Origin of the sequence: Micromonospora luteifusca (genome assembly GCF_016907275.1) — a bacterium.
In the GTDB taxonomy this organism is placed as follows: domain Bacteria; phylum Actinomycetota; class Actinomycetes; order Mycobacteriales; family Micromonosporaceae; genus Micromonospora; species Micromonospora luteifusca.
In genome coordinates this window covers 3,231,331-3,244,185 of sequence record NZ_JAFBBP010000001.1, presented here as the reverse complement: position 1 = coordinate 3,244,185, position 12,855 = coordinate 3,231,331, and the positions used below count along the sequence as shown (strand labels likewise).

Here is a 12,855-nt window from a genome sequence, read left to right as displayed (position 1 = left end):
AGGCTTCCTTCACCGGGGATCACCGGGGGGTGACGGCGCGGGCGGACAGCGAGGGGTAGCACCAAGGGGGCTCTTCGCCCGCGCCACTCTCCCCGACGCCGACATCCCCAGGGTCGTTCACGACACCCCAGCCTGTCGCGGCTGCCGTCCTTCCGGCCCACCCCGAGCGGCGGTCAACGCGTAGAGCAGCCCCGACTCCTGCGGCAGCAGCCGAATGTCGTTCTCCTGACAGACCCGCTCCAGCCGGTCGAGGACGGCCGGGTTCGCGGTGCTCGCGGCCAGTCCCACCAGGGCCTCCACCACGTCTCTGCGATCCTGACCCGCGTCGTCGGCGGCGGCGGCGAACCACTCGGCGGCCAACTCCCGGTCACCCTGGTGCAGCGCCAGATTCCCCTCAATCAACGCACAGAGCCCTGCCTCCGCCCCACCCGAGGACAGCGCGACGTCCTCCGAGCGCGGTCGCGGTGCGACGGCCGGCCGAGCCGGCGCTCGCACCGATACGGCCTCGGCGGCCCCCGCGCGCAGCTCGGTGAGCACCTCGGCGGCCTCGGCACCACGCCCGTCCTGAGCGAGCGCCAACCCGAGTTTGCCGAGCACCCGCCGGCGGAGCCCCGGATCACCCAGCTCGGACAACGCCGCAACGACCCGTCGGCCGTGGTCCACGGCGTCCGCGTACCAGCCCTCCAGGCGGGCGACCTCGGCCCGATTGGCCCAGGCCAGCACTCGGAGCCGCTGCTCCCCACTCTCGGCAGCGAGCCGGTCCGCCGCAGCGAGCCGGCGGCGGGCTGCCGCCAGGTCGCCAACCCGGATCTCATGCCAGGCGAGACTGTTCTGGGCCACCGCCAGGTCCCTGGTTCGACCATTGCGGGCGGCCATCCGCAGCACCGTCTCGGCCTGCTCGCGAGCCTCGTCCTGCTGGCCGACGGAGAGCAGCAGGGTGCCGAGTACGTCTCGTGCCTCCAGCTCCCCGGTGACATCGCCGGCCTGCCGGAAAATATCCAACGCCGTACGCGCCGCCGGCAGTTCCTCGGCGCCCGCACCGTGCTCGACCGCGAGCCGGGCAATCCCGAGAGCGGCCCAGCCACGCAGGACCGGATCGGCGTCGGCGGTCCGCGGGTCCGCCAACAGCCGCCGCAGCCACTGCCGCCCGGCGACGTCGCGCCCACGGAACCGCCACCAGCGGGTCAGGCAGGCTGCCAGCCGCAGCGCGATCAGCGGGTCGTCCGTGGCCGCGTGCACCAGCGACGAGCTGATGTCACTGCTCATCTCGTCCAGCCGTTGCACCGCCTCAGACGACCGGGGGCCGACCAGTTCGGTCGCGGTCCGCGCCGCCAGGCGCGCGATCACCTCCGCGTGCCGACGTCGGATGCGGGTCGACTCGCCCCCGCCGGCCGCCTGCTCGACGGCATAGTCACGGACCGCGTCGAGCAGCCGGAATCGGAACGAGCCGGCGCCACGTACGCTCAGCAGCCCGAGCTCGACGAACCGGTCCAACAGCGGAACAGGGTCGATCACCACCGTGCCGTCCCGGTCCGCCTCGTCGGCGAGCATCTCCTCGGCCAACTCCACCGACCAGCGATTGCCGAACACGGCGAGCCGGCGCAGCGCGGCCCGCTCTTCCGGTGCCAGCAATCGGTAGCTGGTCGCCACCGCTTCACGCAGGGTGATCGTGACCGCCGCCGGCGCAGGTGTGGTGTCGGGGCCGCTCGCCCGACGGGTGAGCGCGTCCGGTGCTTCCCAACCGAGGCGGACCGCTGGATCGGCGGTAGTGGCGAGGTCGAGCACCCGGTCGCCGTACCGGTCGAGCAGTTGGGTGAGGTCGAGGAGTCGGCCCCGGGCGGCCATCAGCTCGATGGCCAGCGGCAACCCTCCCAGCCGGCGAACCAGCGCGGCGAGCGCTGGCAGCTCCTCGGGGGTGGGCGGCTCGCGGCGGATCTGGGCGAGCCGGGAGGTGAACAACGCGACCGCCGGCCACGATTCGAGCGTGGCCGCCCCGGAGCCTTCGGCGCCCGGCGGGGGCACGTCGAGTGGCGCGACCGGCCAGACCCTCTCACCGGTTATCCCGACCGGATGCCGCCCGGTGACCAACACCCGCAGCGAGGGCAGCGCACCGGTCAGGCGGTGCAGCGCCGCGGCCGCCGGGACGGGGGCGCGGTCCACGGCGTCGATCACCAGCAGCGCCGGCCGCCCGGCGAGCCGAGCCGCCAGGTCCGGCAGCCGCGCCGCGCCGAGTACGGACATCGAGGCAGCGAGCACGTCCGGACCGTCCGAGCCCTCGCCGACCAGCACCCCCGCGACGCCGGCCGGATGGGCGAAGGCCACCGTGTGCGCCACCGCGTGCGCCAGCGCGGTCTTGCCGACCCCGGCCAAGCCGACCAGGCTCACCAGACGAGGCCCGCGCTCCGCGGTCAGCATTCCGGCCAACTCGGCGAGGTCGCGATCTCGGCCGACCAGCGTGACCGGCGGCGGAAGGACGACCGGCGGATCGGCGGGTGCGGATTCCGACGCGGTTGCGCCGCTGACCGGGAGCGCCGTCGTCGAGGTGGCGTCCGGCCAGGATGAATCGGCACCGGCCGAGCCGCGGGCTGCAGCCAGGAATACCGCCCGTTTGGTGCCGGTCAACGCCAACGCCGCGGCCAGCAACTCGACAGTGGTGCGTTGCGGCCGGACCGACCGACCACGCTCCAGGTCACGCACCGTTCGCACACCCACCCCGGCCCGCGACGCCAGCTCGGCCTGGGTCAGGCCCGCGGCGCGTCGATGCCCGCGGAGCAGCTCCGGCAGGGCGGTACGACCAGCCGGGCTCCGCGACCGATCATGATCCGGAGTCATGGGCACGAAGAGTACGGATCGACTACGACCGACGGCAGCCGAACGTCGGGCTACCGACGCCTGCTCGCCGAAACCCGACAGCCGTCTGGACAGCCCCGCCGGGGCCGGTCAGTCAGCTTGCTCGGCGGAACCTTCAGAGGCCCAGATCACGAGCGATGATCATGCGCTGCACTTCGCTGGTGCCCTCGCCGATCTCCAGGATCTTGGAATCCCGCCAGAACCGGGCCACCGGGTACTCGTTCATGAAGCCGTACCCACCGTGGATCTGGGTGGCCTCCCGGGCGTTGTCCACCGCGATCGTGCTGGCGTGCAGCTTGGCGATGGCGGCCTGCCGCTTGAACGGCTCGCCGGCCAGCATCCGGGCGGCAGCGTCGTAGTAGGCCAACCGGGCGGTGTGTGCCTTCAGCTCCATGTCCGCGATCTTGAACTGGATGGCCTGGTTGGCACCGATCGGCCGGCCGAAGGCGTGCCGCTCCTTCGCGTATTTGATCGACTCGTCGACGCAGCCCTGGGCGAGGCCGACGGCCAGTGCGGCGATGGCGATCCGACCCTCGTCGAGGATCCGCAGGAACTGGGCGAAGCCACGGCCCCGCTCGCCGAGCAGGTTGGCCGCCGGCACCCGGCAGTCGTCGAAGGTCAACTCGTGGGTGTCCGAAGCGGTCCACCCCACCTTGGAGTAGCCGGGCGCCACGGTGAAGCCGGGCGTGCCGGTCGGCACGATGATGGTCGACAACTCCTTGGAGCCGTCCGGGTTGGTGCCGGTCACCGCGGTGACGGTCACCATGGCCGTGATGTCGGTCCCCGAGTTGGTGATGAACGCCTTCGACCCGTTGATCACCCACTCGTCGCCGTCGAGCACCGCCCGCGTCTGGGTGCCGGCGGCGTCCGAGCCGGTGCCCGGCTCGGTGAGACCGAACCCGGCCAGCGCCTCACCGCTGAGCAGCTTGGGCAGCCACGTTGCCTTCTGCTCCTCGGTGCCGAAGCGGTAGATCGGCATCGCGCCCAGCGAGACCGCCGCCTCGAGCGTGATGGCCACGCTGGAGTCGACCCGGGCCAACTCCTCCAGGGCCAGGCAGAGCGCGAAGTAGTCACCGCCCATGCCGCCGTGCTCCTCGCCGAAGGGCAGGCCGAACAGGCCCATCTTGCCCATCTGCCGGATCACCTCGTACGGGAACGTGTGCTGCTCGTAGTGCTCGGCGATGACCGGGGCGACCACCTCGCGCGCGAAGTCCCGCACGCTGTCCCGCAGCGCCGCTTGTTCGTCGGTGAGCCGGAAGTCCATCTCATCCTCCTGTAAGGACGGTCCCGCCCGGCGCTCGTGACGTCGGGACGGGTCGCTGTGGGGGCCGGGGTCGAGGGTCAGACCGGGGTGACGCCGTGCCGACGGCGGGAGAAGTGCCGATCCTTCGTACGCGCGGCCGCGAAGCGACGGACCAACTCGGTGCGCAGGTCGTGCGGCTCGACGATGGCGTCCACCACCAGCTCGCTGGCGAGCCGGACCACGTCGATGTCCTGCTCGTACTCGGCCCGCTTGGCGGCGACGAAGGCGGCCCGCTCGGCTTCGTCCGGAATGGCGGCGATCTTGTTGGCGTAGACCGCGTTCACGGCAGCCTCGGCCCCCATCACCGCGATCTTCGCGGTGGGCAGCGCGATGGTGGCGTCCGGCTCGAAGCCCGGGCCGGCCATCGCGTAGAGGCCGGCGCCGTACGCCTTGCGCACCACAACGCAGATCTTCGGCACCGTCGCCTCGGAGATCGCGGTGATCATCTTGGCGCCGTGCCGGATGATGCCCTGCTTCTCCACGGCGCTGCCGACCATGAAGCCGGGTACGTCGCTGAGGAACAGCAGCGGCACGTTGAACGCGTCGCACAGCTGCACGAACCGGGTCGCCTTGTCGGCCGAGTCGACGAAGAGCACGCCACCCTTGAACATCGAGTTGTTGCCGATGACACCGACGACCTGGCCGTCGAGTCGGCCGAAGCCGATGGTCAACTCCTTGGCCCAGAGCGCCTGGATCTCGAAGAACGAACCCTCGTCGAGCAGGCCCTTGACGTACCGTCGCATGTCGAACGCCTGCCGCTCGCTGGCCGGCACCAGCGCGGCCAGGTCGGCCTTCGCGGGCGCGGCGACCGCCGGCGCGGTCGGCGGCGCTTGCGTCCAGTTCGCCGGCAGGTACGACAGGTAGGTCTTCACCACGTCGAGCGCGTCGGCCTCGGTCTTGCAGAGGAAGTGCCCGACGCCCGATTCGGCGGTGTGCACCTTGGCCCCGCCCATCGCCTCCAGGGTGGTCTTCTCGCCGGTGACCATCTCGACCATCCGGTCGGACCCGAGGTACATGCTGGCGTTGCCGTCGACCAGGGCCACCACGTCGCAGAACGCCGGAATGTACGCCCCACCGGCGGCGCTCGGACCGAACAACGCGCAGACCTGCGGAATGGAACCCGAGGCGCGCACCTGGTTCCAGAAGATCTTTCCGGCGCCACGCCGGCCGGGGAAGAGGTCGACCTGGTCGGTGATCCGGGCGCCGGCCGAGTCGACCAGGTAGACCATGGGCACACCGGCGCCGTACGCGCGCTCGATGATGCGGATGATCTTCTCGACGGTGCGAGCGCCCCAGCTGCCGGCCTTGACGGTGGAGTCGTTGGCCATCAGGCAGACCTGGCGGCCGTCGATCGTGGCGGTGCCGGTGACGACCCCGTCGGCGGGCAGCCCTTCGGCCAGCGCGTTCGCGTAGAGGCCGTCCTCGACGAACGAGCCCTCGTCGACCAGGAGCGCGACCCGCTCACGGGCGAAGAGCTTGCCCTTGGCCGCGTTGGCCGCGTGGTACTTGTCCGCGCCGCCGGACCGGGCCCGCTTGCGCAGCTGCTCCAGCGCCTCACTGTCGAGCGTCACGCCGACTCCCTCGCCATACTGACCTGAACGATCGTTAGGCTAGCGCATCGGCGCGACTGTCGGCGACCCATGAGCGAACCAGACGGTGAAGCCCAGGGCAAGACATTGAAAAACGTGAATGCTTGTCGCTAGGCTCCTGGCACCCCCTCCTCCCGGATTGGAGTCAGCGATGACCTCACGACTCAGTCGGTTCGCGGTCGCCCTGGTGGCGACGGCAGGTGCCACCCTCGGCGTCACGGTCGCCAACCCCTCGCCCGCGTCCGCCGCGATGACCATCTGCTACAACACCAGCCAGGCCGGCAGCTACGCCGGCACCGCCAGCCAGGCCGCCTCGATCTGGAACAACGCCACCAGCAACCTGACGCTCTCCGCCAACTGCGGCTCCAACCTGCGGATCTACCAGATCACCGGCGGCGGCTCGTACGCCGTGCGGACCAGCCTCGGCAACGGCCGGGTCTACATCGACACCCAGCAGGCGGCGCAGTACAGCCCGCTGCGGATCGTGACCCACGAGATCGGGCACATCCTCGGCCTGCCGGACAACTACAACGGAAACTGCTCGCTGCTGATGTCCGGTGGCAGCGCCGGCACCAGCTGCACCAACCCGTACCCGAGCACCGCCGAGGCGAACCGGGTGAGCAACCTCTTCGCCGGCACCCGCATCGCCACCGAGCGTGGCACGGACCGCGCCGGGGCTGACATCTTCCGCGACAGCTGGCCGAGCATGCTCACCTCCGTGAGCTGATCGACCGGGTACGTCGGAGGGGCCGGCATGGCGCCGGCCCCTCCCCGTGTCTGCCCAGCGGTCAGCTCGGCATCGGCGTCAGTCGGGTCCGCGGGCCGGCGCGCAGCACGCCGGACGGGAGCTTCTTGCCGAGCAACTCCTCGGCCAGCTCCGCCACCTCGATGAGGGCCGCCAGGTCGATGCCGGTGTCGACGCCCATGTCGTGCAGCATGTGCACGGCCTCCTCGGTGGCCAGGTTGCCGCTCGCCCCCGGCGCGTACGGGCAGCCGCCCAGACCACCGACGCTGGCGTCGAACTCGGTCACCCCCAACTCCAGCGCGGTCAACAGGTTGGCCAGCGCCGTACCCCGCGTGTTGTGGAAGTGCAGCAGGACCGGGACGTGCGCGTTGCGGTCGCGGACCGCGGTCAGCAGCTCACGGACCCGGCGCGGCGTGCCCATGCCGGTGGTGTCGCCGAACGCGACCCGGTCGGCGCCGTCGCGGACCACCCGGTCCACGATCCCGGCCACCCGCTGTGGGTCGATGTCCCCCTCGTACGGGCAGCCGAAGCTGGTCGCCACGATCACTTCGACCCGCGCGGAAGCGCCGTGCAACAGGTCGATCAGCTCCGCGATGTCGTCGAGTGACTCGTCGGTGGACCGCTTGACGTTGCGCCGGTTGTGCGTGTCGCTGGCCGAGACGACCACTTCGATCTCGGTGAACCCGGCGGCGAGAGCCCGCTGGGCACCCCGGGTGTTCGGCACCAGTGCCGAATAACGCACGCCGTCGGCCTTCGCCGCTCGCTGCCACACGTCGTCGGCGTCGGCCATCTGCGGAATCGCCAGCGGATGCACGAACGACACCGCCTCGATCCGGCGTACGCCGGTGGCGGAGAGCGCGTCGAGCAGCCGCACCTTGGCGTCGGCCGGGATCGGGTCCTCGTTCTGCAAGCCGTCGCGCGGCCCGACCTCGCGAATGGAGACGAAATCCGGCAGGTCCGCCATAAGGGGTCACCTCACTGTGACGTAGTGCTGTGCTGGGGGTCCTCCCAGCATGCCACCCCACCTGTTGATCAAGAGGTTTGCGTCATCCGCAGCCGGAATCCTGACGCAAGCCTCTTGATCACCGGCGCGGGGGCGGGTGGGGGGGTGGGGTTAGCGCATTCGGGAGACGATGCCTGTGTCGTAGGTGCCGGAGCGGAACTCGGCGTTGTCCAGCAGCTCGGCGAAGAAGGGGACGTTGTTCTTCGGGCCCTCGATCTGGAACTGGGCGACCGCTGCCTTCGCGCGCTCGAGCACCTCGTCCCGGGTGGCGCCGCTGATGATCAGCTTGGCCAACAGGCTGTCGTAGAACTGGGTGACGGTGTTGCCCTCGGTGTAGCCGGAGTCCACCCGGACACCGTCACCCGTCGGTTCCACCCAGGTCCTGATCACGCCGGGGCCGGGGAAGAAGCGCTTCGGGTCCTCCGCGTTGATCCGCATCTCGATCGCGTGCCCACGCGCAACCAGCGCGTCCGGGTCGAAGGTCGGGGCCAACCCGGCCGCCACCCGCAACTGCTCCTCGACCAGGTCGACGCCGTAGACGTACTCGGTCACCGGGTGCTCCACCTGCAGTCGCGTGTTCATCTCCAGGAAGAAGAACTCACCGGAGGCTGGGTCGAGCAGGCACTCCACGGTGCCCGCGTTGCGGTAGCCGACCGCCTCACCAGCACGCACCGCCGCCGCGAGGAGGCGGGACCGCAGCTCCGGCGACACCGCCGGCGACGGGGACTCCTCGACCAACTTCTGGTTGCGCCGCTGCACCGAGCACTCCCGCTCGCCGAGCGCCACCACCCGTCCGTCGGCCAGGCCGAGGATCTGCACCTCGACGTGGCGCACCCGGGGGAAGTACCGCTCGATCAGCACCGAGCCGTCGCCGAACATCCGCTCGGCGAACGTGCGCACCTTGTCGTACTCGGTGCGCAGTGCGGCCTCGTCGACGGCCACGCCCATGCCCATGCCGCCGCCACCGGCCGCGGCCTTGACCATCACCGGGTAGCCGATCTCGGCAGCGGCCGTCACGGCCGCAGACAGGTCGGCGGCCGGGTCGGCGGTGCCGGCCGCGACCGGAACGCCGGCCGCGGCCATCAGGTTCCGGGCATTGATCTTGTCGCCCATCGCGCTGATCGCGTCCGCGCCGGGCCCGACCCAGATCAGGCCGCTCGATTCGACGGTACGGGCGAACTCGGCGTTCTCCGACAGGAAGCCGTACCCGGGGTGGATGGCCTGCGCACCTGTCGACTTCGCGGCGGCGATGATCGCCTCGGTGTTGCGGTAGCTCTGCGCCGGGTTCGGCGGGCCGATCAGGACCGCCTCGTCCGCCTCGGCGACGAACGGCAGGTCGGCGTCGGCCTCCGAGTACACCGCGATCGCGCGGATGCCGAGCCGCTTGGCGGTACGGATGATCCGGCGGGCGATCTCACCCCGATTGGCGACCAGCAGTGACTCGATCATGTTTCCTCCCCAGCGTCCGGATGTTGGGACGATGGTTAGGGAATCACGACCGGTGGACTTCTGACGAGTCGGGCTCAGGCGAGCAGAGCGGCCAGGGTGGCGTCGCGCAGCAACTCGGCGCGGCGTCGCCGGTCCACCTCGCCACCGAGGAACGGGGTCGAATTCATCAGGCCGAACGCGGCGTGCGCGAGCACCCGCGCCTCACCATCGGGCATACCCGGATGCAGCGCGGTCAGCACGGTGACCCACTCCTCGACGTAGAGCCGTTGCAGGCGACGGATCCGCCGCCGCGGCTCCTCCGGCAGGCGGTCCAGCTCGTGCAGGTGCAACGCGATCACCGCCGGGTTGGCCAGCGCGAACTCGACGTGAAAGTCGATCAGCGACTCCAACACACCACGCGGGTCGTCCGGGCGCCCGGCGGCGCGTTCCCGCCCGCCGGCCAGCAAACCCTCGCTCACCGGGATCAGCGCGGCGGCCAGCATCGCCTCCTTGCCGGCGAAGTGGTGGTAGAGCGCCGGACCGGTGACACCGGCCGCCGCGCCGATGTCATCCATCGACACGCCGTGATAGCCGCGGGCGGCGAACAGACCGACCGCGATCTCCAGGATTTCGTCCTTGCGGGATCTGCGCCGGCCCGCACCCGCCGCACCCCGTGCCTGCTGCTCCACCGTCACCGGGCAAGCGTAGACCGCGAATTGCCCGCGATGGAGTGGCGGTTGGCGCAGCGCCCGGCTTGACCCTCGACCCGGTCGAACCCGCACGGTCACCGGATGACCTCCTCCCCTCTCGGCCGGGACTTCCGGCTGCTCTGGTCCGCGGCCGTGTCGTCGCGGTTCGGGGACGCGCTGCGTACGCCGGCACTGGCCCTGTTGGCCGCGGCGGTGACCCGCGACCCCCGGATCATCGCGGCGATCACCGTGGCCGGCCAACTGCCGCCGTTGCTCTTCGGCCTGCTCGGTGGCGTGTACGCGGACCGCTGGGACCGTCGTCGGACGATGGCCCTGGTCGACGGGGTACGCGCCATCGTGGTGGCGGCGCTGGCCGTGACGGTCGCCCTGGACCGGATCAGCGTTGCGGTGCTGCTGGTGGCGGCGTTCCTGCTCGCCGCGCTGGGCACCCTCTTCGACTCCGCCTCGTTCGCGCTGCTGCCCGCGCTGGTGCTGCCGGACGCGCTGCCCCGGGCGAACGGTCGACTTCAGGCGGGCGCTGCGGTGGCCGGGGGTTTCCTCGGCGCACCCGCCGCCGGTGTCCTCTTCGCCGTCGCCCCGGCTCTCCCGTTCGCGGTCGACGCCCTCACCTTCGCCGCGGCCGCCCTGCTCGTGCTGGCCCTGGCTCCCGTCCCGAGCGCGCATCCGCGGCCGGCCGTGCGGCGCGGGTCGGTGTGGAGCGAGATCGTCGAAGGGCTGCGCTGGTTGCGCGCGCACCGGGTCCTGTGGCGGGTGACCCTGCTGGCCGCCGCGAGCAACCTGGCGATCAGCGGAATCATGGCGGTGCTGGTGCTCTACGCACTGGACGTGCTGCGGGTGCCGCCCGCCGGGTACGGGCTGTTCGCCGCCGCTGCCATCGTCGGCGGTGTGGCGGGGGCTCTCGGCGCGAGTCGGCTCGCCGCCCGGCTCGGCACGGTGCCGGCGCTGCGCGCGGTGCTCGCCGTGGAGACCGTGGCGCTGGCCGGTTTCGCGCTTGCCCGGGGTCCGGTGCCGGGCGGCTTCGCGCTGGCCGTCTTCGCGGCCGGCACCGTGGTGTGGAACAGCCTTTGTGCGTCGTACGGGCAGCGGCACGTGCCGGCCGGGCTGCTCGGCCGGGTGGGTGCGGCCCAGCGGATGGTCGGTCTGCTCACCGCACCGGTCGGGGCGGCGGTCGCCGGGCTGGCCGCCGCGGCGTACGGCACGGTGCCGGTTGCGGGCGCGGCGGCGGGCACGTTCGCGCTGGTCACCCTGGCCGCCTGGCGGACACTGCGGCCGGCTGAGCCCGGCGTGCTGACCCCCACCGGCGCGGCCTAGTGGTCTGAGCCCGGCGTGCTGAGCCCCACCGGCGCGGCCTAGCGGTAGCCCGGTGTCCGTTCCCGATGGGACAGCCCGGACAGGCGCAGCGCGACCTTCCGGCGGGCTGGCGGCAGTGCGCCGAGCAGCCGGAACAGCACGTCCCGGGCCGGGCGGCGGGCCGGGGACACGGCGGCCAGCCGGGTCAGCCCGGCGGCGAAGCTCAGCACGTCCTCGGCCATCGGCCGCTGCTGGGCGGTGTAGTCGTCGAGCAGCGATTCCGGACCCCCGTGGAGCACGTCCGCCACCGCGGTGCCGAGGGCAACCGCGTCGCAGATGCCGAGGTTCATGCCCTGCCCGCCGGCCGGGCTGTGCACGTGCCCGGCATCCCCGGCCAGCAGGACCGGCCCGGCTCGGAAGGTGTCGGCGAGCCGGTGGTGCACCCGGAACCGGGAGCCCCAGAGCACCTCGGTCACCCGGCTGGGCCGTCGCGTCGGGCCGCGCTCGTCGAGCAGCGCCTGGAGGTAGGCCACGTCCGGTGCGGCCGGGGCTGTCTCCACGGCGGCTACCAGCCGGACCACTCCGTCGGGGAGCGGCGCCCAGACCAGTGGCCCGGAGCGGGCAAGGAAGAGCGCCACCTCCTCACGGGGTAGGGCGCTGTCCACCCGCACGTCGGCGAGCACGAAGGACTCCGCGTCGCTGAGTCCGTTGAACTCGATGCCGGCCGCCTGCCGCACGGTGCTGTGCAAGCCGTCGGCACCGACCACGTAGCGGGCGCGCAACGCCTCCCCGTCGACCTGCGCGAGCACCCCGTCAGCGGTCAGATCCAGCCCGGTCAGCCGGCACGGCCGCCGCACCCGGACGCCGAGGTCGGCCAACCGCTCGGTGAGCACCGCCTCGGTGACCGACTGGGAGACCAGCAGCGCGTAGGGGAAGCGGGACGGCAGCTCGTGGAACGGCACCGACAGCAACATCCGGTCCCGGTCGCGGACGGTGAAGCGCGGCGACCGCACCCCCTGGGCGACCAGCGGCGCCGCGGCGCCGATCCGGTCCAGCACCTCCAGGGTGTACGCGTGCACGACCGCCGCACGGGAGGTCGTCGGCGGCTCGGCCAGCTGGTCCAGCACCGTCACCTCGACCCCGCGCCGGGCCAGCGTCAGCGCGGTGGCGAGACCGGTGGGGCCGGCGCCCACCACCAGGACGTCGGTGCTCGTGGGCAGCATGTCCACCTCCAGACCGATGCCAACAGTTGTTGGCAAACACTTGTTGGCAACGCTAAGGCGCTGCTGATTGTGTGTCAACAGTTGTTGGCATACGGTCGTCGACATGACAGCGTCCGCCCAGCCGACCCATCCGCGCCGCTCCGACGCCACCCGGGCGGCGATCCTGCGAGCTGCCCGGGAACGGTTCGCGGCGGACGGATACGAGCGCGCCACGATCCGGGCCATCGCCGCCGACGCCCAGATCGACCCGTCGATGGTCATGCGCTACTACGGCAGCAAGGAGGGGCTCTTCGCCGCAGCCGCCGAATTCGACCTACGACTGCCCGATCTGAACGCGGTGCCGCCCGCTCACCTCGGCGCGGTGCTGATCCGGCATTTCCTCGCCCGATGGGAGGGCGACGAGACGCTCGTGGCGCTGCTTCGCGCCGCCAGCACCAATCCGGGCGCGGCCGAACGCATGCGCGGCATCTTCGCCGACCAGCTCACCGCAGCGGTGGCCGTGTTCGGCACCGATCCGGCGATGACCGCCCGACGTGCCGGCCTGGTGGCCAGCCAGATCCTCGGCCTCGCCTTCACCCGGTACATCGTCCGCCTGCCACCCATGGTGGACACGCCACCCGAGGAACTGGTCTCCTGGATCGCACCGACCCTCCAGCGCTACCTCACCGGGATGCCGGCGAGCTGAACCAACCTTTTGGCCCTCCCCGTGCGTCT

General features: G+C 71.7%; 10 protein-coding genes. 3 read left to right on the top strand and 7 right to left on the bottom strand.

The genetic code is table 11. The annotated features are described in order from the left end of the window. Nucleotides 1-117: 117 nt before the first annotated feature. The 3 genes from JOD64_RS14535 to JOD64_RS14525 all read right to left on the bottom strand — a co-directional run bounded on the left by JOD64_RS14535 (nucleotide 118) and on the right by JOD64_RS14525 (nucleotide 5,724). A complete protein-coding gene (locus tag JOD64_RS14535; RefSeq protein ID WP_204942722.1) occupies nucleotides 118-2,832 on the bottom strand; it encodes an ATP-binding protein in 2,715 nt (904 codons plus the stop codon). Between the two features lie 133 nt (nucleotides 2,833-2,965). Further along, complete coding sequence (locus tag JOD64_RS14530; protein ID WP_204942721.1) at nucleotides 2,966-4,114, bottom strand: acyl-CoA dehydrogenase family protein; 1,149 nt, start codon at nucleotides 4,112-4,114, stop codon at nucleotides 2,966-2,968. A gap of 77 nt (nucleotides 4,115-4,191) precedes the next feature. Then, nucleotides 4,192-5,724, bottom strand: a complete 1,533-nt coding sequence (locus JOD64_RS14525) for an acyl-CoA carboxylase subunit beta (RefSeq protein WP_204942720.1) — start codon at nucleotides 5,722-5,724, stop codon at nucleotides 4,192-4,194. A gap of 169 nt (nucleotides 5,725-5,893) precedes the next feature. Here JOD64_RS14525 and JOD64_RS14520 point away from each other — a divergent pair, with 169 nt between their 5' ends. Further along, entirely contained in the window at nucleotides 5,894-6,469 is a 576-nt protein-coding gene (locus tag JOD64_RS14520) for a snapalysin family zinc-dependent metalloprotease (protein ID WP_204942719.1), read from the top strand. Nucleotides 6,470-6,530: 61 nt separating this feature from the next. Here the strand turns inward: JOD64_RS14520 and JOD64_RS14515 are convergent, their stop codons facing one another. From JOD64_RS14515 to JOD64_RS14505, 3 genes are all read right to left on the bottom strand, one after another. Beyond that, nucleotides 6,531-7,451 (bottom strand): hydroxymethylglutaryl-CoA lyase, encoded by a 921-nt coding sequence (locus JOD64_RS14515; protein WP_204942718.1) that lies wholly within the window; start codon nucleotides 7,449-7,451, stop codon nucleotides 6,531-6,533. A gap of 150 nt (nucleotides 7,452-7,601) precedes the next feature. Further along, a complete protein-coding gene (locus JOD64_RS14510; RefSeq protein ID WP_204942717.1) occupies nucleotides 7,602-8,939 on the bottom strand; it encodes an acetyl-CoA carboxylase biotin carboxylase subunit in 1,338 nt (445 codons plus the stop codon). 74 nt (nucleotides 8,940-9,013) lie between these two features. Then, complete coding sequence (locus JOD64_RS14505; protein ID WP_204942716.1) at nucleotides 9,014-9,613, bottom strand: TetR/AcrR family transcriptional regulator; 600 nt, start codon at nucleotides 9,611-9,613, stop codon at nucleotides 9,014-9,016. 96 nt (nucleotides 9,614-9,709) lie between these two features. Here JOD64_RS14505 and JOD64_RS14500 point away from each other — a divergent pair, with 96 nt between their 5' ends. Continuing rightward, a complete protein-coding gene (locus JOD64_RS14500; protein WP_204942715.1) occupies nucleotides 9,710-10,939 on the top strand; it encodes an MFS transporter in 1,230 nt (409 codons plus the stop codon). Between the two features lie 38 nt (nucleotides 10,940-10,977). Here JOD64_RS14500 and JOD64_RS14495 read toward each other — a convergent pair whose 3' ends face one another. Further along, nucleotides 10,978-12,141, bottom strand: coding sequence for an FAD-dependent oxidoreductase (locus tag JOD64_RS14495; protein WP_204942714.1), 1,164 nt, complete (start codon nucleotides 12,139-12,141; stop codon nucleotides 10,978-10,980). Nucleotides 12,142-12,244: 103 nt separating this feature from the next. Here JOD64_RS14495 and JOD64_RS14490 point away from each other — a divergent pair, with 103 nt between their 5' ends. Then, entirely contained in the window at nucleotides 12,245-12,826 is a 582-nt protein-coding gene (locus tag JOD64_RS14490) for a TetR/AcrR family transcriptional regulator (protein WP_204942713.1), read from the top strand. The last annotated feature ends 29 nt before the right edge of the window (nucleotides 12,827-12,855 follow it).

Coding starts and splice junctions, on each gene's coding strand:
- JOD64_RS14535 (WP_204942722.1), bottom strand. CDS start 2,832: ATGACTCCGGATCATGATCGGTCGCGGAGCCCGGCTGGTCGTACCGCC.
- JOD64_RS14530 (WP_204942721.1), bottom strand. CDS start 4,114: ATGGACTTCCGGCTCACCGACGAACAAGCGGCGCTGCGGGACAGCGTG.
- JOD64_RS14520 (WP_204942719.1), top strand. CDS start 5,894: ATGACCTCACGACTCAGTCGGTTCGCGGTCGCCCTGGTGGCGACGGCA.
- JOD64_RS14515 (WP_204942718.1), bottom strand. CDS start 7,451: ATGGCGGACCTGCCGGATTTCGTCTCCATTCGCGAGGTCGGGCCGCGC.
- JOD64_RS14510 (WP_204942717.1), bottom strand. CDS start 8,939: ATGATCGAGTCACTGCTGGTCGCCAATCGGGGTGAGATCGCCCGCCGG.
- JOD64_RS14500 (WP_204942715.1), top strand. CDS start 9,710: ATGACCTCCTCCCCTCTCGGCCGGGACTTCCGGCTGCTCTGGTCCGCG.
- JOD64_RS14495 (WP_204942714.1), bottom strand. CDS start 12,141: ATGCTGCCCACGAGCACCGACGTCCTGGTGGTGGGCGCCGGCCCCACC.
- JOD64_RS14490 (WP_204942713.1), top strand. CDS start 12,245: ATGACAGCGTCCGCCCAGCCGACCCATCCGCGCCGCTCCGACGCCACC.